This is a genomic window from Streptomyces sp. NPDC090798, assembly GCF_044768965.1.
Taxonomy (GTDB): domain Bacteria; phylum Actinomycetota; class Actinomycetes; order Streptomycetales; family Streptomycetaceae; genus Streptomyces.
The window spans coordinates 887,345-906,298 of record NZ_JBIVXA010000001.1 but is presented as its reverse complement, the minus strand read 5'-3'; the positions used below and the strand labels follow the sequence as shown (position 1 = coordinate 906,298).

15 protein-coding genes are annotated in these 18,954 nt (G+C 69.1%); 5 read left to right on the top strand and 10 right to left on the bottom strand.

Annotated features, from left to right (window positions below; all coding sequences use genetic code 11):
- Positions 1–26 precede the first annotated feature (26 nt).
- Genes ACIQTP_RS04135 through ACIQTP_RS04125 form a run of 3 tightly spaced genes read right to left on the bottom strand, consistent with a single transcriptional unit; the run spans position 27 to position 4,501 of the window.
- A complete protein-coding gene (locus tag ACIQTP_RS04135; RefSeq protein ID WP_403396013.1) occupies positions 27–854 on the bottom strand; it encodes an HAD family hydrolase in 828 nt (275 codons plus the stop codon).
- Positions 854–3,298 (bottom strand): phosphoribosyltransferase, encoded by a 2,445-nt coding sequence (locus tag ACIQTP_RS04130; RefSeq protein WP_403396010.1) that lies wholly within the window; start codon positions 3,296–3,298, stop codon positions 854–856. The genes ACIQTP_RS04135 and ACIQTP_RS04130 overlap by 1 nt, the downstream gene beginning before the upstream one ends.
- Positions 3,299–3,331: 33 nt before the next feature.
- Complete coding sequence (locus tag ACIQTP_RS04125) at positions 3,332–4,501, bottom strand: HpcH/HpaI aldolase/citrate lyase family protein (protein WP_403396007.1); 1,170 nt, start codon at positions 4,499–4,501, stop codon at positions 3,332–3,334.
- A gap of 189 nt (positions 4,502–4,690) precedes the next feature.
- Between ACIQTP_RS04125 and ACIQTP_RS04120 the strand changes: the two genes are divergently transcribed.
- Positions 4,691–5,578 carry a TerD family protein gene (locus tag ACIQTP_RS04120; protein WP_403396004.1) on the top strand — a complete coding sequence of 296 codons (888 nt, stop codon included), beginning with the start codon at positions 4,691–4,693 and terminating at the stop codon, positions 5,576–5,578.
- A gap of 61 nt (positions 5,579–5,639) precedes the next feature.
- On the opposite strand, the gene ACIQTP_RS04115 is transcribed toward ACIQTP_RS04120, so the two are convergent.
- From ACIQTP_RS04115 to ACIQTP_RS04090, 6 genes are all read right to left on the bottom strand, one after another.
- Positions 5,640–6,380 (bottom strand): Tellurium resistance, encoded by a 741-nt coding sequence (locus ACIQTP_RS04115; RefSeq protein WP_060896039.1) that lies wholly within the window; start codon positions 6,378–6,380, stop codon positions 5,640–5,642.
- Positions 6,381–6,561: 181 nt separating this feature from the next.
- On the bottom strand, positions 6,562–7,710 hold the full coding sequence (locus tag ACIQTP_RS04110) for a DUF475 domain-containing protein (protein WP_403396001.1): 1,149 nt from the start codon (positions 7,708–7,710) through the stop codon (positions 6,562–6,564).
- Positions 7,711–7,821: 111 nt separating this feature from the next.
- Positions 7,822–8,397, bottom strand: coding sequence for a TerD family protein (locus ACIQTP_RS04105; RefSeq protein WP_101405384.1), 576 nt, complete (start codon positions 8,395–8,397; stop codon positions 7,822–7,824).
- Positions 8,398–8,603: 206 nt separating this feature from the next.
- Positions 8,604–9,179: a TerD family protein gene (locus ACIQTP_RS04100; protein WP_403395998.1), complete on the bottom strand. Its 576-nt coding sequence runs from the start codon at positions 9,177–9,179 to the stop codon at positions 8,604–8,606.
- A 129-nt stretch (positions 9,180–9,308) separates the two neighbouring features.
- Positions 9,309–9,767, bottom strand: coding sequence for a peroxiredoxin (locus tag ACIQTP_RS04095; protein ID WP_403396101.1), 459 nt, complete (start codon positions 9,765–9,767; stop codon positions 9,309–9,311).
- A 485-nt stretch (positions 9,768–10,252) separates the two neighbouring features.
- Complete coding sequence (locus ACIQTP_RS04090) at positions 10,253–10,681, bottom strand: DUF3052 domain-containing protein (protein WP_054231000.1); 429 nt, start codon at positions 10,679–10,681, stop codon at positions 10,253–10,255.
- A 469-nt stretch (positions 10,682–11,150) separates the two neighbouring features.
- Between ACIQTP_RS04090 and aceE the strand changes: the two genes are divergently transcribed.
- Positions 11,151–13,898 (top strand): pyruvate dehydrogenase (acetyl-transferring), homodimeric type, encoded by a 2,748-nt coding sequence (gene aceE, locus ACIQTP_RS04085; RefSeq protein ID WP_403395995.1) that lies wholly within the window; start codon positions 11,151–11,153, stop codon positions 13,896–13,898.
- A 116-nt stretch (positions 13,899–14,014) separates the two neighbouring features.
- Positions 14,015–14,782 carry a potassium channel family protein gene (locus ACIQTP_RS04080; RefSeq protein ID WP_403395994.1) on the top strand — a complete coding sequence of 256 codons (768 nt, stop codon included), beginning with the start codon at positions 14,015–14,017 and terminating at the stop codon, positions 14,780–14,782.
- A 279-nt stretch (positions 14,783–15,061) separates the two neighbouring features.
- Here ACIQTP_RS04080 and ACIQTP_RS04075 read toward each other — a convergent pair whose 3' ends face one another.
- Entirely contained in the window at positions 15,062–16,684 is a 1,623-nt protein-coding gene (locus ACIQTP_RS04075) for an MFS transporter (RefSeq protein WP_403395991.1), read from the bottom strand.
- 113 nt (positions 16,685–16,797) lie between these two features.
- On the opposite strand from ACIQTP_RS04075, the gene ACIQTP_RS04070 reads away from it, so the two are divergent.
- Positions 16,798–17,454, top strand: coding sequence for a TetR family transcriptional regulator (locus ACIQTP_RS04070; protein WP_403395988.1), 657 nt, complete (start codon positions 16,798–16,800; stop codon positions 17,452–17,454).
- Positions 17,455–17,677: 223 nt separating this feature from the next.
- On the top strand, positions 17,678–18,895 hold the full coding sequence (locus ACIQTP_RS04065) for an alpha/beta hydrolase (protein ID WP_403395985.1): 1,218 nt from the start codon (positions 17,678–17,680) through the stop codon (positions 18,893–18,895).
- Positions 18,896–18,954 lie beyond the last annotated feature (59 nt).

The following is an 18,954-nucleotide window of genomic DNA, read 5'->3' as shown; positions in this document are numbered from 1 at the left end:
CCACTCGGACCGCGCCCGGCCTCCGCTCAGACCGCGCCCGGTCGGCCACAGGCGTGCACGAACTCCCGCAAAATCCGCTCCCCCGCCGCGACCCCCCGCTCGGGGAGGGCGGTGATCGCCGGCGCCGTCCAGTCGGCCTCGGCCAGTTCCCCGTGGCCCGGCCGCCAGCCGCGGTCGGCGGCGAGCAGCAGGTCGGCGTCGAGGAGGGAGTCACCGGCAGCGAGCGTGAGGAGGGCGCCGGTGCGCCGGGCCACCTCGCGCACGGCCGCGCTCTTGGTGAGCGGCTTCGGCACAGCGTAGATCTTGCGGCCCTGCAGCGACACCGTCCAGCCGCGGCTCTCCGCCCAGACGGCGAGCTCCTTCACCCACTCCTCGGGCAGCAGCTCGCGCTCCACCACCAGATAGGCGAACAGGTCCTCGGCGACCCGGTGCTTGCGGACCCAGGCCGGATCGGCGGTGGCCGCGAGGTGGTCCCGTACCTCGGCCAGCGGCGCGCACTCGTCGGCGAGCCGCACGGTCACGGCCGCGTGCCAGTCGGGGTCGGAGACACCGTCGACGAGCAGATGCCCGCCGTTGGCGCAGATCGCGTACTCGGGCGCGGGGCCCGGCAGGTTGATGCGCTGGTACTGCTTGCGGGTGCGGGTCGTGGCGGGCACGAAGTGGGCCGTGTCGCCGAGCTCGGTGAGCAGCGCGGCGGCCGTCTCCGTCATGTACGACAGCGGCCTGGCCTCGTGCACCTCGACGCAGAGCAGCCGGGGCGCCCGCGCGTCGGGCATGGTCAGCGCGAGGGCGGCGGAGGAGTAGATCAGCGTACGGTCGAGATCGCTGGCGACGAGCACCTTGGGCGCGGACATCAGACCGTCACCGCCTTGCCGTCGGCACCGGTCGCGCCGCGCGTGTACTTCGGGTGGATCAACCCCACGCAGGTGTAAGGGAGTTCGTCGACCTCCTCGACGGGCACCCCGCGCTGCTGGGCGAGCAGGCGTACGTGGTCGAGGTCGGCGCCCGCTCCGGCGCGCGCCAGGATCTTCCAGGGGACGCGGCGCAGCAGCACGCGGGTGGTCTCGCCGACGCCCGGCTTGACGAGGTTCACGTCGTGGATCTCGTACTCCTCGCTGATCCGCTCGACGGCCGCCCAGCCCTCCCAGGTGGGGGTGCGGTCGGCGGCGAGGAGTTCCTTGGCCTGGGCGCAGGCCGCGTCGGCGACGTCGGGGAAGTGGGCGGCGACGGCGTCCAGGAAGTCGACGGAGACATCGGAGCCGGCGAGCTCGCGGTAGAACTTCGCGCCGTGGAAGTCGTACTCGCCGACCAGGTCCGAGCGCAGCACGGTACGCGAAATCAGGCCTGAGACGGTCGAGTTGAGGCAGGCCGAGGGGATGAGGAAGTCCTCGCGGGTGCCGTACGTCCGTACGCACGAGCCCGGGTCGGCGAGGACCGCGATCTCCGGGTCGAAGCCGGTGATGCCCTCGGCGGACTCGAACTCCCGGATGGCCTCGGTGAGTTCGCGGGAGATGGCACCCTTGCCGGTCCAGCCGTCGACGAACACGACGTCGGCCGGGTCGTGGTGGGCCGCCAGCCAGCGCAGCGCGTTGGCGTCGATGCCGCGGCCACGGACGATGGAGACGGCGTAGTGCGGCAGGTCGAGGCCGTGCCGGTGCTGGGCCCAGCGGCGCATCAGGACACCGACGGGGGTGCCCGCGCGGGCCAGCGAGACGAGTACGGGGCGCGGGGAGCGCTCGGCGAGCACCAGCTCGGTCACCGCGCCGACGGCCTGGGCGATCCGGGCGGCCGAGGTACCCAGGGCCGTCTGGAACAGCTCCTGGTACTGGGGGCTCGGCTGGTACTCGACCGGCAGCGACTCCGCGTAGTGGGCGCCGCCGCTCTGGATCGCCTCCTCGCGCTCCTCGGTCGGCGCCTCCAGCGTCACGTCCGAGAGGTCCTGCAGCAGCCAGCCGACCTCGTCGGGCGCGTACGAGGAGAAGGCGGGGCCGCGGAGGGGCTCGGGGAGCATGGAGGGCCTTTCGGTGGACGGCCGTGCGGGGACGTACGACGGGACGACGGCGAGCAGGACGCTCGGGGTGTGCTCCGCGAGCTGGGCCAGCAGGCCGTCAGGGGCGCGCAGGCCGGGTGTGTCGGCGGCGGAGTCGACCACGGCCACGACCGCGTCGAAGCCGGCACCCGCGACGTTGTAGGCGTACCGCTCACCCGGTCCGTCGTCGGGGTCGTCGTGGGCCGGGAAGACCAGGCGCGTCCGTATGGCGTAACCGGGGTCGTCGAGGGCGAGCACCGGGGAGCGGGTGGTCGTGGAGTACCGCACCTCCGCGGACACCACCTGCTCCAGCTCCCTGGCCAGTCTGAGCGGCGCGTACATCAGCTCCTCGAAGCCGAGTACGAGGACGCGCCGCGCCCCGTCCGGCAGCGCGTCGGCGACCCGCGCGGCCATGGCGGGCAGCGCCGCGTCCAGCCGTATTCGATGCCCGGGTGTGAATCCGTGCCGTCCCCCGTCGGGCAGGCCCCGGGGCCAGCCGAGCTCGACACGGGTGGCACCGGGGTGCTCCCGGCGGCTGCCGGCGGGCTCGCGGCGCTCGGTGGTCTCGTGTTCCGCCACCAGCGCCTGGCCCTTCTCCAGGACGCCCTCCGGGAGGTTCACGATGCCCGTCGCCGCGGCGACCAGGTCCACCCGTGCGCCGATCTCCGTCGCGAACTCCGCCAGACGGCCCAGGTCCGCGGCCGAGCGCATGTCGACCAGGGCCACGACCACATAGCGGTCGCGCGGATAGCGGGCGTGGAGGTCGCGGACGGTGTTCAGGACGGTGTTGCCGGTGGAGAACTCGTCGTCGACGAGGACCAGGGGGCCCGGGCCCGCCAGCAGATCGGGGTTCTCCGGCAGCAGGAGGTGGGAGGTGGCGTGGGAGTGGGACTCCTCGAAGCCGCCCGCCGTGTCGACGCCGGGGACGGGGCGGCGGGTCGAGTGCAGGTAGGGCGCGAGACCCACGCCGTCGGCGACGCAGTGGCCCAGGCCGGTGGCCGTCTCGGCGTACCCGAGGACGACGGCCGCGCGGGCGCCCTCGGCGCCGAGCAGCTCCCGTACCCGCCGGCCGAGCGCGAACCCGTGTCCGTACACGACGGACGGCGACTGCGGGACGTGCTTGCCGAGCACGTTCGACACGAGCAGATGCGCCCGGCGGGGGTTGCGCCGCAGCGCGAGCCCCAGCAGGCCGGTCAGCTTCTCGTCACCGACGAGCTCGACACCCAGTCGCTCGGCGACCCAGGTCCCCGTCCACACCACGTTCTTCATCGATTCCTTGTTGGTCGGTCGAGCCTGCGCGGTTCACGCAGGCAGGGCGGCCGCGAGCAGTTCCACGAAGCCGATGTCCTCGTTCGCCACACCGAACACCTCGGCGCGCTGGAGGGTGCGCTCGGCCCAGGCGCGGTGCGGCTTCACCTCGTTCATTTTGTTCGTGTACGCCGACCGAAGCACGCCCCCGCCGCCCCGCTCGGGCCTGAGGATGTCCTGCGCGTCGCTGTACTCCTCGTGGCTGACCACGGACAGCGCGTGCACCGCCGGGACGTGCGAGGGGTGGATGCAGGTCTTGCCGAGCAGACCGTTGGCCCGGTCGAGGGCTATTTCGCGCAGCAGCCCGTCCAGGTCGTGCTCGATCAGCGCCTGGCGCAGATCCTCGACCTCGCCCTCCTGGAAGGGGCTGCGGCGCAGCTGCGGCTTGAACATGCGCTCCTGGACCCGGAAGTACTCCCACACGGGCCCGGTCACCGTGAATCCGGTGCCGTCCGAGCGCCCCAGCATGTTCACCACGTCCGCGATCACGGAGGCGACGATCTGGACGTCGTACGCGGTCATGTCGGGCGCCCTGCGCAGCCCGTACGCCGAGCAGAAGTCGGTGACGCCCAGGCGCAGCGCGAGGACGCGGTCGCGGTACTTGTCGACGACCCGGGAGATGCCCTCCAGGGTCTCCCGGCGGCTCTCCAGGTACAGCAGGCCGGGCGACTCCAGGACCGGCATCGCGAACAGCCGCCGCCCGCTCACGGTCTCGGCCGCGGAGAGCGCCTCCAGGAACGGGACGCCCCGCTCCTCGGTGAACTTCGGCAGGACGAAACCGGACAGCAGCCGCACGGACGCGCCGAGCCGCCGGACGAGGTCCGGGATCTGCTCGGGCTCACGGACCCGTACGAACAGCAGCGGAAGCCCGTCGGTCTCCGGCCGCCCGGCGAGGTCGGCGAACTGCCGGACCAGGTTCTCCTCGGCGCCCACGACCTCGGCGTCGTCGATCGAGTCCTCCAGGCACAGCACCATGGAGACCACGCCTCGCCCGGCCTGCTTGATGACGTCGTCGGCGAGGTGGGGTCTGGTCGCGGGGCTGTACAGGGTGGCGCCGAGGGCCGCCGCGAGCACGCGGGCGGGCGAGTCGGCGGTGAAGACGCACGGCTCCCGGTAGAAGAGACGCTGCCGCTCTTCAGGGGCGATGTGCCCGAAATGACGCATGAAGCTCCCCCGTGGCGGCTAGATGGACCTATGTGAGGTGGCCGGTAATAGTACGTACAAATCCATGTCAGTCGTTCCCACCAGGCGTGAAGTTCAGGTAACTCGGCCATGTCGGGTGCCCGCACATCCCGACCCGGAATCCTTACCCCCGCGTTGTCGTGACCAGGACCGAGAGGGCAGGATGACCGCATGACGCACGCGATGCTGAAGGGGTCTAACGTCCCGCTGGACGCCACAGCGGTACGTGCAGTGCTGCGCTGGACGCCCGGGCAGGGTGTCCCCGATGTCGATGTCTCGGCGCTGCTCCTCGGTCCCGACGGCCGTGTGCGATCCGACGAGGACTTCGTCTTCTACAACCAGCCACGCCATCCCTCGGGCAAGGTGTGGCGACTTGGCAAGAAACGCGTCGCCGAGGGCCTCACCGACACCATCCAGACGGATCTGGCGGGTGTCGAGTCCGGTGTCGGACAGATTCTGCTGGTCGCATCGGCGGACGGCGTCACCTTCGACCAGGTACGCGCCCTACGCATCCTGCTGTACGACGCGTCCGGCGCCACCGGCAACGCCGGCTCGGACGGTGAGCCGCTGGCCTACTTCGACATCAAGCCAGAGACGGGCACGGAGACGGCGCTGATCTGCGGCGAACTGTACCGGCGGGGTCAGGGCTGGAAGTTCCGGGCGCTCGGCGAGGGCTATCCGAACGGTCTGGAGGGGCTCGCCTCCGACTTCGGGATCACGGTGGACGAGTCCGAGCCGGAGGCCGTCGCGCCCGTACCCGACGCCACCGCCTGGGCGGACCCCGCGGCCTCTGCGGAGACCTCGGTGCCGCTCCCGCCCGAGCAGGCCGCCCCGGTGCCCCAGCAGCCCGCCTACGGCTATCCGGGGCCCGCGCAGACGGCCCCCGCCCAGCCCGCCTACGGCTACCCCCAGCCGACCAGTCAGCCCGCCTACGGCTACCCGCAGCCCCAGACGGCCCCGGCCGTCCAGCCGGCCTACGGCTTCCCGCAGGCGGTCGGCTCCCTCCCCGACCCGGATTTCCGGCTGCCGCCTCAGGGGCCACAGTTCATCGGACGCTAGGGAAGCGCCCCTGAAATGGGGCGCTGGGCCGTATTCGACGTGCGGCTGCGCCGCGGCGACGTCAGCGGTCGGCCTTGGACTTGTACCCGCGCCCCCACTGCAACCCCCACCCGTACAACCGGTCCAGCTCCGCCTGGAACCCGTACACGAACTTCACCTCACGCCGCACGGTGATCTCGCCCTTGTTGTTCTCGATCATCACCACCGCGCAGGAGCGGGCCTGCGGATGCCGCTCGTCGAGGCCGATCTCGATCCGGGGCCCGTTGCTCGGGTAGAGCGTGATGATGGCGTGCGTACGGTCGAAGGCGGGTGTCTGGTCGTAGATGTAGACGAAGACCAGGAGCCGCTTGATGTCGTCGCGGTGGTCGAGGTTGACGTAGGCCGTCTCGCCGGACGCCGAACCGAACCGGTCGTCACCGCTGAGCTTCACATACGGCGGGTCGTTGATGTCGCCGAGGAAGTTGCCCAGGGGCTGCACCACGCCCTTGGAGCCGTCCGCGAGCTCGTACATGACGCCCAGGTCGAGGTCGACGTTCACCATGCTCTGGGTGTGCGCCTGGACCACGTCCGGCTTGAAGGTCTTGAACGGGTGCCGCAGCAGGCTGCCCCGCTGCTGGCCGCCGCCGATGTCCGACGTACGCATGCGCCAGGACAGGTTGATGCGCAGGTTGCCGGTGGCCGCGCCCTGCTTGGTGAGCGAGACCGTGTGGTTCCGCTTGGTCAGTTCTATGGAGTTGGTGGCGGCACTGCCGGAGTCGAAGTCCGTCGAGCGTCCGCGCCACAGGTCGTCCCAGAAGCCCATTGCCTTGTCCCGCCCCCACGTTTCCCGGATATGCGACGGGGCGGCCACGAGGACTCGTCCTCGACGGCCGCCCCGCTCAGAGCGTTCCTCAACCAGAGGGGTGTCAATCCCCGTGCACCAGGGGGTGTGTCACCTCCCCGGCCCGGCGGGCGTTCCCACACCCCGGACTCAGACCCCTGACTCACACCCCGGACGAGACCTCAGCCTTCTCGTCCGAGGCCGTCGCTTTTCCCTCGGCCGCCGCGAGCGCCTTGTTGCGGCGCACCGAGGACCAGAAGGACCAGGCGATCAGGACGACACCGACGAGACCGGTGATGACCTCGTGGATCTGGTATTGGATGGTGACCAGGAGGATCACGGCGAGGGCGCCGATGGCGTAGTGCGCGCCGTGCTCGAGGTAGACGTAGTCGTCGAGGGTGCCCTGGCGGACCAGGTAGACCGTGAGCGAGCGGACGTACATGGCGCCGATGCCGAGGCCGAGCGCCATCAGCACGATGTCGTTGGTGATGGCGAAGGCGCCGATGACACCGTCGAAGGAGAAGGACGCGTCCAGGACCTCGAGGTAGAGGAACATGAAGAACGCGGCCTGACCGGCGAGGACGACGGCCGGCTTCTTCTTGCCGGTCCGCGCGGCCTCCTCCTCTTCCTCGTGCTCCCGCTCCTCCTCTTCCTCGAGCCTGTCCTCGAAGTAGCCGGAGAGTCCGCCGACGACCATGTACGTGATCAGGCCCGCGATGCCGGCGATCAGCACCGTCTGCGCCTTGTCGATGTGCGCGCCGCCGTGCTGGTGGGCGTGGACAGCGAAGGTCATGGAGGAGACCAGCAGCACGACCAGGGCGATGCAGACCGACAGCATGTCGACCTTGCCGAGCTTGGCGAGCGGGCGCTCGATCCAGCGCAGCCACTGGATGTCCCGGTCCTCGAAGATGAAGTCGAGGAAGATCATCAGAAGGAACATGCCGCCGAAGGCGGCGATCGCCGGGTGGGCGTCCGTGACCAGCTGCTGGTACTGGTCCTTGTCGGTCAGCGCGAGGTTGACCGCCTCGATCGGACCCTTCTTCGCCGTGACCGCCACGATCACGACAGGGAAGACCAGCCGCATGCCGAAGACGGCGATCAGCACACCGACCGTGAGGAAGATCTTCTGCCAGAAGGCACTCATCTTCTTCAGGATCCCGGCGTTGACCACCGCGTTGTCGAAGGACAGCGAGATCTCCAGGATGGCCAGGATCGCCACGATGCCAAAAGCGGTCCACCCCCCGTAGATCACCGCTGCGACCAAGCCGAGCGCGGTGACCGCAAACGACCAGCCGAAGGTTTTCAGAAGCACTGGCTACCCAATCATCGTGTATGTACGGGTCTCCCCCGCGCCGTACTCGGCTTTACCTACTGTTGACCACGAAGTCTAGAGGGCCGCCCCTTCGGCTGACTCGGGCGGGCCCTAGGAAACATTGACTCCGAAGTCGAGCGCGATGCCGCGCAGACCGGACGCGTACCCCTGTCCGACCGCTCGGAACTTCCACTCCTGGTTGTAGCGGTAGACCTCGCCGAAGATCATCGCCGTTTCCGTCGAGGCGTCCTCGGAGAGGTCGTAGCGGGCGAGCTCCTGGCCGTCGGCCTGGTTGACCACGCGGATGAACGCGTTGCTGACCTGGCCGAAGGTCTGACCGCGGTTGTCGGCCTCGTGGATGGAGACCGGGAAGACGATCTTGTCGACGTTGGCCGGCACCTTGGAGAGGTCGATCAGGATCGACTCGTCGTCGCCCTCGCCCTCACCCGTGAGGTTGTCACCGGTGTGCTCCACGGAGCCGTCCGGGCTCTTGAGCTGGTTGTAGAAGATGAACCACTCGTCGCCGAGCACCCGGCCGGAATTGCACAGCAGGGCGCTGGCGTCGAGGTCGAAGTCGGCTCCGGTGGTGGAGCGCGCGTCCCAGCCGAGCCCGATCATCACGTGCGTGAGGTTGGGTGCGGCCTTGGAGAGGGAGACATTGCCTCCCTTGGCGAGCGTGACGCCCATGATGCTGGTCCTCCCCGAGGTCAAACTTTTAGTTGTACCGCGCGACCCGCGCGCGGTGGTCCAGCGGGTCCGGCGCCGCACACAGGAAGCGTGCGGCGCCGGGCCTGGAGCCGAAGGCCGTACGGCTCAGACGTTCACGTCGGACGGTCGCGTCAAACGTTCAGATCAAACGTTCGCGTCCGACGCGTTCCCGTCCGACGGTCGTGTCAGACGTTGACGCCGAAGTCCTGCGCGATGCCGCGCAAGCCCGAGGCGTAGCCCTGGCCGATGGCGCGGAACTTCCACTCCGGGCCGTTGCGGTACAGCTCGCCGAAGACCATGGCGGTCTCCGTCGAGGCGTCCTCGGAGAGGTCGTAGCGCGCGATCTCCGTCTCGCCGGCCTGGTTCACCACGCGGATGAACGCGTTGCGTACCTGGCCGAAGGACTGCTGGCGGTTCTCGGCGTCGTAGATGGAGACCGGGAACACGATCTTCTGGACGTCGGCGGGGACGGCGGCGAGGTTGACCTTGATCTGCTCGTCGTCGCCCTCGCCCTCACCGGTGATGTTGTCCCCGGTGTGCTCGACCGAACCGTCCGGGCTCTTCAGGTTGTTGAAGAACACGAAGTTCTGGTCGGTGCTCACCTTGCCGTCCGCATTCGTGAGGATGGCGCTGGCGTCGAGGTCGAAGTCGACGCCGGTGGTGGTTCGGGCGTCCCATCCCAGACCGACGATGACCGCGGTCAGTCCCGGGGCCTCCTTGGTCAGCGATACGTTGCCGCCCTTGCTGAGGCTGACTCCCACGAGTCCTCCCAATGGTGTCCAGGGGCGGGGAGCCCCGTCGTGCGTTGGTATCGGATCAACGTGTCGATCCTAGTGACGGGTTCCCGCACCCTGCAGGCCCTGCGACCGAACAATCACAGGGTGTCGGGCTCACAGACTGTCGAGCGCCTTCACGTACTCGTTCAGGTCACGCGCGTCCGGCAGACCGTTGACGACGGTCCAGCGGACGACGCCCGCCTTGTCGATGATGAACGTGCCGCGCACGGCACAACCCTTGTCCTCGTCGAAGACGCCGTACGCGCGCGAAGTGTTGCCGTGCGGCCAGAAATCGGAGAGCAGCGGGTATTCCAGGCTCTCCTGCTCGCCGAAGACGCGCAGGGTGTGGATGGAGTCGTTGGAGACGGCCAGCAGCTGGACGTCGTCGTTGACGAACTTCGGCAGTTCGTCGCGCAGGGCACACAGCTCGCCGGTGCACACGCCGGTGAAGGCGAACGGGTAGAAGAGCAGCACCACGTTCTTCTCACCGCGGAAGTCGGACAGCTTCACGGTGGCGCCGTGGTTGTCCTTGAGCTCGAAGTCCGGTGCCTCGGTGCCGACCTCGATCGCCATAGTCACACGCTCCCCTTCCAAGGGCCTGTTCGGGTGAACCCCACCCTACGCAGCACCCCCCACCCCACCGGCCACACCCCGACCACGCACCCCACACGCCACCCCCGCCCCACGCCTCGAACCGGCACGAGCCTGGTGCTCGGGGGCTTCGTGCCGTGGCGGTGGCCGGGCGGGAGCCTCGACGTAAGGGCCCGTCGGCGCGGCCCTGAGGCCCCGGGCAACCCCGCCGTCCCAGCACGACGCCAACCCCGCGATCTCGTCATCGCGGCGCGGCGTCCGTCCGGGGCGCAACGTCTCGTGGGGGCTGCCGCCATTCGGGTGGGCGGCTGTGTCTCGGTCCGGGGTCCGCGGCGGTGGGGTGGTCCTGCGTGGGCGCTGCTCGCGCACCCCCCACACGCCCCGGTCACGGCATGGGGGAGGCCCCCGGCGGCGGGACGCCGACGGGGGCCTCTTGGGTGGTTTGGTGCGGCAGACGGAGCGAGAGCTCAGCGCTTCGACTTGGGCGTGGCCAGACGCGTGCCCGACCACTCCTTCCCGACCGAGATGCTCTTCGTCTGGGAGAGGCCGGCAGTCTGGGCGGCGTCACTGATGTCGCTGGGCTCGACGTAGCCGTCCCGGCCGGTCTTCGGAGTCAGCAGCCAGATCATGCCGCCGTCCTCAAGGAGACCGATGGCGTCCACCAGAGCGTCCGTAAGGTCGCCGTCCTCGTCGCGGAACCACAGCAACACGACGTCAGCGACGTCGTCGTAGTCCTCGTCGACCAGGTCCTGGCCGATCAACGATTCGATACCTTCACGGAGCTCGTGGTCAACGTCGTCGTCGAAGCCGATCTCCTGGACCACCTGTCCGGGCTCGAACCCCAGCCTGCCGGCCGGGTTGGTCCGCTCCTCCGCGTGGTCCGCGGTCGCGCTCACGGCTTGCCTCCTGATCATGTTTCGGTAGATGTCTCAGCCACGCGCGTACGCGAAGCATTGGCCGTAGTCCACACGGGCGGGACGGATCGCGCAAGTACCCGGCCGTCGAGACCGCCGAAACGGTGACGATCCCGGCGGTGTCGGCGCAACCCCAGGCGTGGATTCAAGGCCATAAGTGACGCACACCACACCCTTCTGCCCCATTTATGAATTTCGGAACCCTTGGAGCGTACGAGACCCGAACGACTTTGCGGAACGCGTCACGGAGTGAGCGTATCGTTGCGTTTTGGTCGGGCACGTCCCAACGAACTGCAGGAATGTGTTGGTTACCTCTCGGTAGAGATGACGATTCCGTTCCCGAGGTACACGATGGGGAACGGTGCAGACAGACCGAAAAACCGCCCCAGACAGCCTCCCAGACAACCCCTCGGGCAGCCCTCACACGCCCCTCTGACAGTGAAGGAACAGCGTGGCTTCCGGATCCGATCGCAATCCGATCATCATTGGCGGCCTTCCCAGTCAGGTCCCGGACTTCGACCCCGAAGAGACCCAGGAGTGGCTCGACTCCCTCGACGCCGCTGTCGACGAGCGCGGCCGTGAGCGCGCCCGCTATCTGATGCTGCGGCTGATCGAAAGGGCCCGCGAGAAGCGCGTGGCCGTGCCCGAGATGCGCAGCACGGACTACGTCAACACGATCGCCACCAAGGACGAGCCCTTCTTCCCCGGCAACGAGGAGATCGAGCGCAAGGTCCTCAACGCCACCCGCTGGAACGCCGCCGTGATGGTCTCGCGCGCCCAGCGTCCCGGCATCGGCGTCGGCGGTCACATCGCCACCTTCGCCTCCTCCGCCTCGCTCTACGACGTCGGCTTCAACCACTTCTTCCGTGGCAAGGACAAGGGCGACGGCGGCGACCAGATCTTCTTCCAGGGGCACGCCTCCCCCGGTATCTACGCCCGCGCGTTCCTCCTCGACCGGCTCTCCGAGCAGCAGCTCGACGCGTTCCGGCAGGAGAAGTCGAAGGCTCCGTACGGTCTGTCCTCGTACCCGCACCCCCGCCTGATGCCGGGCTTCTGGGAGTTCCCGACCGTCTCCATGGGCCTCGGTCCGCTCGGCGCGATCTTCCAGGCGCGGATGAACCGCTACATGGAGGCGCGCGGTATCGCGGACACCTCCAAGTCACACGTCTGGGCGTTCCTCGGGGACGGCGAGATGGACGAGCCGGAATCGCTCGGACAGCTGTCCATCGCCGCTCGAGAGGGCCTGGACAACCTGACCTTCGTCGTCAACTGCAACCTCCAGCGCCTCGACGGCCCGGTACGCGGCAACGGAAAGATCATCCAGGAGCTGGAGTCCCAGTTCCGGGGCGCCGGCTGGAACGTCATCAAGCTGGTCTGGGACCGCACCTGGGACCCGCTGCTCGCGCAGGACCGCGACGGCGTGCTGGTCAACAAGCTGAACACCACCCCGGACGGCCAGTTCCAGACGTACGCCACCGAGACGGGCGACTACATCCGCCGGCACTTCTTCGGTGACGACCACCGGCTGCGGGCGATGGTCGAGAACATGACCGACGACCAGATCCTGCACCTGGGGCGCGGCGGTCACGACCACAAGAAGATCTTCGCGGCGTTCTCGGCGGCCAAGGCGCACGCGGGCCAGCCGACGGTGATCCTGGCGCAGACGGTCAAGGGCTGGACGCTCGGCCCGAACTTCGAGGGCCGCAACGCCACGCACCAGATGAAGAAGCTGACGGTCGACGACCTCAAGGGCTTCCGGGACCGTCTGCACCTGCCGATCTCCGACAAGGAGCTGGAGTCCGGCGCGCCGCCGTACTACCACCCGGGCCGCGACTCGGAAGAGATCCAGTACATGCACGACCGCCGCAAGGGGCTCGGCGGATACGTCCCCACACGCGTCGTACGGTCGCAGCCGCTGGCCCTGCCGGACGACAAGGCGTACGCGAGTGTGAAGAAAGGCTCCGGTCAGCAGTCGATCGCCACGACCATGGCGTTCGTGCGACTGCTGAAGGACCTCATGCGGGACAAGGAGATCGGCAAGCGGTTCGTGCTGATCGCGCCCGACGAGTACCGCACGTTCGGCATGGACTCGTTCTTCCCGAGCGCGAAGATCTACAACCCGCTCGGTCAGCAGTACGAGTCCGTGGACCGCGATCTGCTCCTGGCCTACAAGGAGTCGCCGACCGGTCAGATGCTGCACGACGGCATCTCCGAGGCGGGCTGCACGGCCTCGCTGATCGCCGCGGGTTCGGCGTACGCCACGCACGGCGAGCCGCTGATCCCGGTCTACGTCTTCTACTCGATGTTCGGTTTCCAGCGCACCGGTGACCAGTTCTGGCAGATGGCCGACCAGTTGGCGCGCGGTTTCGTCCTGGGCGCGACCGCCGGCCGTACGACTCTGACCGGTGAGGGCCTTCAGCACGCGGACGGCCACTCGCAGCTGCTCGCCTCGACCAACCCGGGCTGTGTCGCGTACGACCCGGCGTTCGGGTTCGAGATCGCGCACATCGTCAAGGACGGTCTGCGCCGGATGTACGGCTCGTCCGACGAACACCCGCACGGCGAGGACGTCTTCTACTACCTCACCGTCTACAACGAGCCGATCCAGCACCCGGCCGAGCCCGCGAACGTCGACGTGGACGGCATCCTCAAGGGCATCCACCGCTTCTCGGAAGGAACTTCGGGTTCCGTCCCGGCGCAGATCCTGGCCTCCGGTGTCGCCGTGCCGTGGGCGGTCGAGGCGCAGCGGATCCTCGCCGAGGAGTGGAACGTGCGCGCCGATGTCTGGTCGGCGACCTCCTGGAACGAGCTGCGGCGCGAGGCCGTCGACGTGGAGCGGCACAATCTGCTGCACCCCGAGGAGGAGCAGCGCGTCCCCTATGTGACGCAGAAGCTGAGCGGCGCCGAGGGTCCGTTCGTGGCCGTCTCCGACTGGATGCGATCGGTTCCGGACCAGATCTCGCGGTGGGTGCCGGGCACGTACCAGTCGCTGGGCGCGGACGGCTTCGGCTTCGCGGACACGCGCGGCGCGGCCCGGCGCTTCTTCCACATCGACGCGCAGTCGATCGTGGTCGCGGTGCTGACCGAGCTGGCCCGTGAGGGCAAGGTCGACCGGTCGGTGCTCAAGCAGGCGATCGACCGCTATCAGCTGCTCGACGTGGCGTCGGCCGACCCGGGAGCCGCGGGCGGCGACGCGTAGGCGTTCCGCGCGAGCGCCGGTGCAGTCCGAGGGGGCGCGGGGAGCTGGGACACCCAGTTTCCCGCGCCCCTTACGTGTGCCGCGTGACGTGTGCTGTGGGCACCTACGATGCGGACATGAACGAGCAATCGGTGCAGGTCCGTTGGGAGCAGCGCACGCAGCGGCCCCTGCTGGGACTCGCGGTGGCCTTCGCCGTCGCCTATGCCGTGCCGATCGTGGACAGCGACGCGAGCCGTGGCCTGACGGGCGCGTGCACGGCCGTGGAGTGGACGGTGTGGGGCGCGTTCGCCACCGACTATCTCGTGCGCCTCATACTCGTCCGGGACCGCAAGGACTTCGTCCGTACGCACTGGATGGACCTGTGCGCGGTGATCCTGCCGATCCTCCAGCCGCTGCGGCTGCTGCGGCTCGTCGCGACGCTCACGCTCGTCGGGCGGCGGGCTCGGATGGATCAGCAGATCCGGCTGACCACCTATGTCGGGGGCGCGGTCGTCGGACTGCTGATGTTCGGCTCGCTCGCGGTGCTGTCGGTGGAGCGGGAGTCGCCGAACGGGAACATCAAGACGCTGGGTGACGCCGTGTGGTGGTCGTTCACCACGATGACGACGGTGGGGTACGGGGATCACGCGCCGACCACCGGTCTCGGCCGGATGATCGCGGTCGGGCTGATGCTCTCCGGGATCGCGCTGCTCGGTGTCGTGACCGCGAACATCGCCGCGTGGTTCATCTCGCGGTTCGAGAAGGACGATGTGGAGGAGCGGCGGCAGACGGCGGCGATCGAGTCGCTCACGGAGGAAGTGCGGGCGCTCCGTGCGGAGGTGGCTGCGCTGGCCGGTGGGGGTCGGCACCCGGTGCCGGGGGGTGCGGAGGAGCGTTCGCGCTAGCGCGCGGGGGCTCGTTGTCGGGTGCGGGTCCGTCGTGGCTGGGCGCGCGGTTCCCCGCGCCCCTTCAGGGGCGCCCCATGAAGGGGCGCTCCCGCGTCTTCCGACTGCGGGCGCGCTGCCCCCCTCCGGCAGCGCGCCGCAGTTCCGGTGGTCCTCCCATGTCGTGCGGAGGAGTTGACCCACTGTGACGTGCGACGGCTGCCGGGTGGGAGGGATCTTCGACGGTGTCACCCGGATAGGTGAAACCTGTACAAAAAAGGGCTGGTCGGACGCCCGGACTCAGATATGGCCGGCGCCCGCCCCCGCCGCCTCGGCGTTCTCGCCCCGCTTGGTGAGGAGCGCGACGAAGACCGCCACGACGGCGACCCCGGCGGCGACCAGGCAGGCCAGGCTCATGCCGGAGATGAACGTGTCGTGGGCGACGGTCGTGATCTTCTCGGCGAGTGCGGCCGGGGTGCCCGGGGCGACCGGTGCGGCGCCGACCTGGACGGCTTCGGAGGCCTGGTCGAGCTGGGCCGGGGTGAGCGGCGGCAGCTTGGCGTCGGCCCAGTTGCCCGCGAGGTCGCCGTCGACCTTGGAGGCCATCACGGCGCCCAGCACGGCCGTACCGAGGCTGCCGCCGATCTGCATCGCGGCCTGCTGGAGACCGCCGGCCACGCCGGAGAGCTCCATCGGCGCGTTGCCCACGATGACCTCGGTGGCGCCGACCATGACCGGCGCGAGGCCGAGACCGAGACCGGCGAACCAGAGCGACATGACGGCGCCGCTGGTGCCCGTGTCCAGCGTGGACATGCCGTACATGGAGATCGCGGTGAGGGCCATGCCGCCCGCCAGCGGGATGCGCGGGCCCGTCTTGGTGATCAGGGCACCGGCCAGCGGTGAGCCCACGATCATCATTCCGGTGAGCGGGAGGAGGTGCAGACCCGCGTCGACCGGGCTCATGCCGTGCACGTTCTGCAAGTAGAACGTGACGAAGAAGAGGCCGCCCAGGAAGGCGATGGCCATCAGCACCATGAGGACCACGCCGGCCGACAGCGGTACGGAGCGGAACAGTCCCAGCGGGATCAGCGGCTCCTCGACCCGCTTCTCCCACAGGGCGAAGAGCACGAAGCCGAGTGCCGAGGCACCCAGGAACGTCCAGGTCAGGCCGTCACCCCAGCCCCAGGTCGGGGCCTTGATGAGCGCCCAGACCAGGCAGAACATGGCGCCGGAGAGCAGCGCGATGCCCAGGACGTCGAAGGAGCGGGGGGCGTTCTCGGCGCGGTGGTCGAGAAGGATCATCAGGCCGAGGACCAGCGCGATGATGCCCACCGGCACGTTGATGAAGAACACCGACTGCCAGCTGACGTGCTGGACCAGCAGACCGCCGAGGATCGGGCCGCCCGCGGTGGAGGCGCCGATGACCATGCCCCAGATGCCGATCGCCATGTTCAGCTTCTCGGCCGGGAAGGTGGCCCGCAGCAGGCCGAGCGCGGCCGGCATCAGCAGCGCGCCGAACAGGCCCTGGAAGACGCGGAAGGTGACGACCAGGGCGATGCTGCTGGAGAAGCCGATCGCGCCGGAGGCCGCGGCGAAACCGACCACACCGATGAGGAAGGTCTGGCGGTGGCCGAAGCGGTCACCGAGCTTGCCCGCGGTGATCAGGGTGACCGCGAGCGCGAGGAAGTAGCCGTTGGTGATCCACTGGACGTCGGCGAAGCTCGCGTCCAGGTCCTTCTGGATGGCCGGGTTGGCGATGGCCACGATGGTGCCGTCCAGGGCGACCATCATGACGCCGACGGCGACGGTGAACAGGGTGAACCACGGATGGCCGCGCAGCCCGTCGGACGGCGCCTTGTCCGACGGAGTGACCGGAGCCTTGTCCCCCGAACCCGTCGTGTCGATGGTGGTCTGACTAGTCATACCTTCGAGGCTAGTGACAGCCACTGACAATTGACAAACCAATTCACAAGTCGGTAACTGTCACGTCACCCACCAGTACGCTGATCTGGGCTGGAAGAACAGAAGAGGACCACATGGAGACGACAGCCGCCCAGACGTCGCCCGGGGCGGGCCTGCGCGAGCGCAAGAAGCAGCGCACCCGGGAGGCGCTGCTGCGGGCCGCCCTCGAACTGTTCACCACCCAGGGTTACGAACGGACGACCGTCGACGAGATCGCGGAGGCCGTCGACGTCTCGCAGCGCACCTTCTTCCGGTACTTCGCGGGCAAGGAGGAGGTCGCCCTGTTCACCCAGGGGGTCGCCGAGGCGCGCTTCCTCGCCGCCGTACGCGAACGCCCGTCCCAGGAAGCCCCGTTGGAGGCGCTGCGCCGCGCCGTCCTGGAGGGCTGGGACACCATCGGCGAGGCGGTCGAGTCCGTCGTACCGCTCGAACTGCACATGCGCGCCTACCAGTTGATCGAGTCGACGCCCGCCCTCTTGGCCGCCTATCTGCGCCGCTCCGCGGAACTGGAGGAGGAGATCGCGCGGGTCATCGCCGAGCGCGAGGGACTCGACGTGGACGCGGACCCGAGACCGCGCGTCGCGGTGGCCGTGTTCGGCGGAGTGATGCGCATCACGGGCCGTCTGTGGAGCGAGGGGGCCGACCACAGCATCCCGGCGATCCGCGAGTTGACCACCGCTTACCTCGACCAGGTGGGGCCCGCGTTGGCGGAGAAGTGGCGCACGGAGTGACGAAGTGACGTGTGGAGTGACGCACGCAACGGCGTGCGGAACGACGCGTGGAGCGACGCACGGAATGACGCGCGGAACGACGTACGGAACGATCAACTCCGGGCACACAGCGTCACTATTTATCTGAAACTGAACCCGGTTTGCCCCAATTACCCTGCGAGAAACGTGATACCAGTCACTCGTTTAACGGGAGGCGCCAACCTTCTCCTAGGGTGTCCTCTCAGTGACTTCCTTCGACACATCCCCCCAACTGAACGTCTGGCGCGCACTGCTCGCGCTGGCCGTGGTGTTCGTGATGCTGGCCACCAGTGGCTGGACCGCACTCCAGGGCCATCGAGGGGCAGCCCCTCTCCAGGCGTCCCGCTCCGCGTGGGAGCACGGCAGCATCGCCGGACAGCGACTGCCCGACCCTGACTCCACGCCGAGCCGCCTCGCTCGCTTCTTCGCGTCCCTCGACGCCCGCGAGCGCACCGGTCTCGCCCACCGCTATCCACTCGCGGTCGGCAACATGAACGGCGCGCCCGTGACCCTGCGCTACGAGGCCAACCGCGTCGCCATCGACCAGCAGCGCAAGGTCGAGAAGCAGCGCATGCACGACAACCGGCTCTCGTCCCTGGGACAGCAGCAGGCCGGGCGCCGCATGCACCGCTACGAGGCGATGCTGCAGAAGGGGCGCGATTTCCTCGCCTTCGACCCCATGGGTTCCGGCCGGGTAGCGGAAGTCTTCGGAAACCTCGAACGGGCCGAGCGGATCTCCATCGTGGTGCCAGGCGTCGACACCGATCTGCTCACGTTCCAGCGCACCAACAAGAAGTACTCGGCGCCGGTCGGCATGGCGCAGGCCCTGTACGGGGCCGAGCACGCCGCCGCCCCCCAGGCCCGTACGGCCGTGATCGCCTGGGCCGACTACACCGCGCCCAGCGGACTCGGCGTGGACGCCGCCACCGGCAGCCGCGCCGAGGAGGGCGCGATCCGGCTGAACGCGCTGCTGCGCGCCCTGCCCGGCCGTGCGCCCGTCGCGCTCTACTGCCACAGCTACGGCTCCGTGCTGTGCGGCCTCGCCGCCCGCACCATGCCCTCCCGGGTCTCCGACATAGCGGTCGCCGGCAGCCCCGGCATGCGGGCCCAGAAGGCGTCCTCGCTGCACACCACCGCCCGGGTCTGGGCGATGCGGGACTCCGGTGACTGGATCCAGGACGTGCCCTACCTCGAATTCGGCGGGCTCGGACACGGCGCCGACCCGGTGTCGAAGGCGTTCGGGGCCCGGGTGCTGTCCGCGCGGGGCGCGAACGGCCACGGAGGCTATTTCGAGCCGGGCACCGAGAGCCTGCGCAACTTCGCCGAGATCGGCATTGGCGCGTACCAGGCGGTGCAGTGCGCACACGAGGATGACGCGTGCCGAGAGGGTTTGTCCGACGCCCCGGCGGCGGGACGCGCGTAGAGGACGAAGAACTGCGGTCCGCCCGGGGAGGCGACGCAGACGTGCGAGCCGCTTACGAT

Excerpts from the sequence above, each read along its gene's own strand:
- ACIQTP_RS04135 (WP_403396013.1), bottom strand. The coding sequence starts at position 854 with ATGTCCGCGCCCAAGGTGCTCGTCGCCAGCGATCTCGACCGTACGCTG.
- ACIQTP_RS04130 (WP_403396010.1), bottom strand. The coding sequence starts at position 3,298 with ATGAAGAACGTGGTGTGGACGGGGACCTGGGTCGCCGAGCGACTGGGT.
- ACIQTP_RS04125 (WP_403396007.1), bottom strand. The coding sequence starts at position 4,501 with ATGCGTCATTTCGGGCACATCGCCCCTGAAGAGCGGCAGCGTCTCTTC.
- ACIQTP_RS04120 (WP_403396004.1), top strand. The coding sequence starts at position 4,691 with ATGACGCACGCGATGCTGAAGGGGTCTAACGTCCCGCTGGACGCCACA.
- ACIQTP_RS04115 (WP_060896039.1), bottom strand. The coding sequence starts at position 6,380 with ATGGGCTTCTGGGACGACCTGTGGCGCGGACGCTCGACGGACTTCGAC.
- ACIQTP_RS04105 (WP_101405384.1), bottom strand. The coding sequence starts at position 8,397 with ATGGGCGTCACGCTCGCCAAGGGAGGCAATGTCTCCCTCTCCAAGGCC.
- ACIQTP_RS04095 (WP_403396101.1), bottom strand. The coding sequence starts at position 9,767 with ATGGCGATCGAGGTCGGCACCGAGGCACCGGACTTCGAGCTCAAGGAC.
- ACIQTP_RS04080 (WP_403395994.1), top strand. The coding sequence starts at position 14,015 with ATGAACGAGCAATCGGTGCAGGTCCGTTGGGAGCAGCGCACGCAGCGG.
- ACIQTP_RS04075 (WP_403395991.1), bottom strand. The coding sequence starts at position 16,684 with ATGACTAGTCAGACCACCATCGACACGACGGGTTCGGGGGACAAGGCT.
- ACIQTP_RS04070 (WP_403395988.1), top strand. The coding sequence starts at position 16,798 with ATGGAGACGACAGCCGCCCAGACGTCGCCCGGGGCGGGCCTGCGCGAG.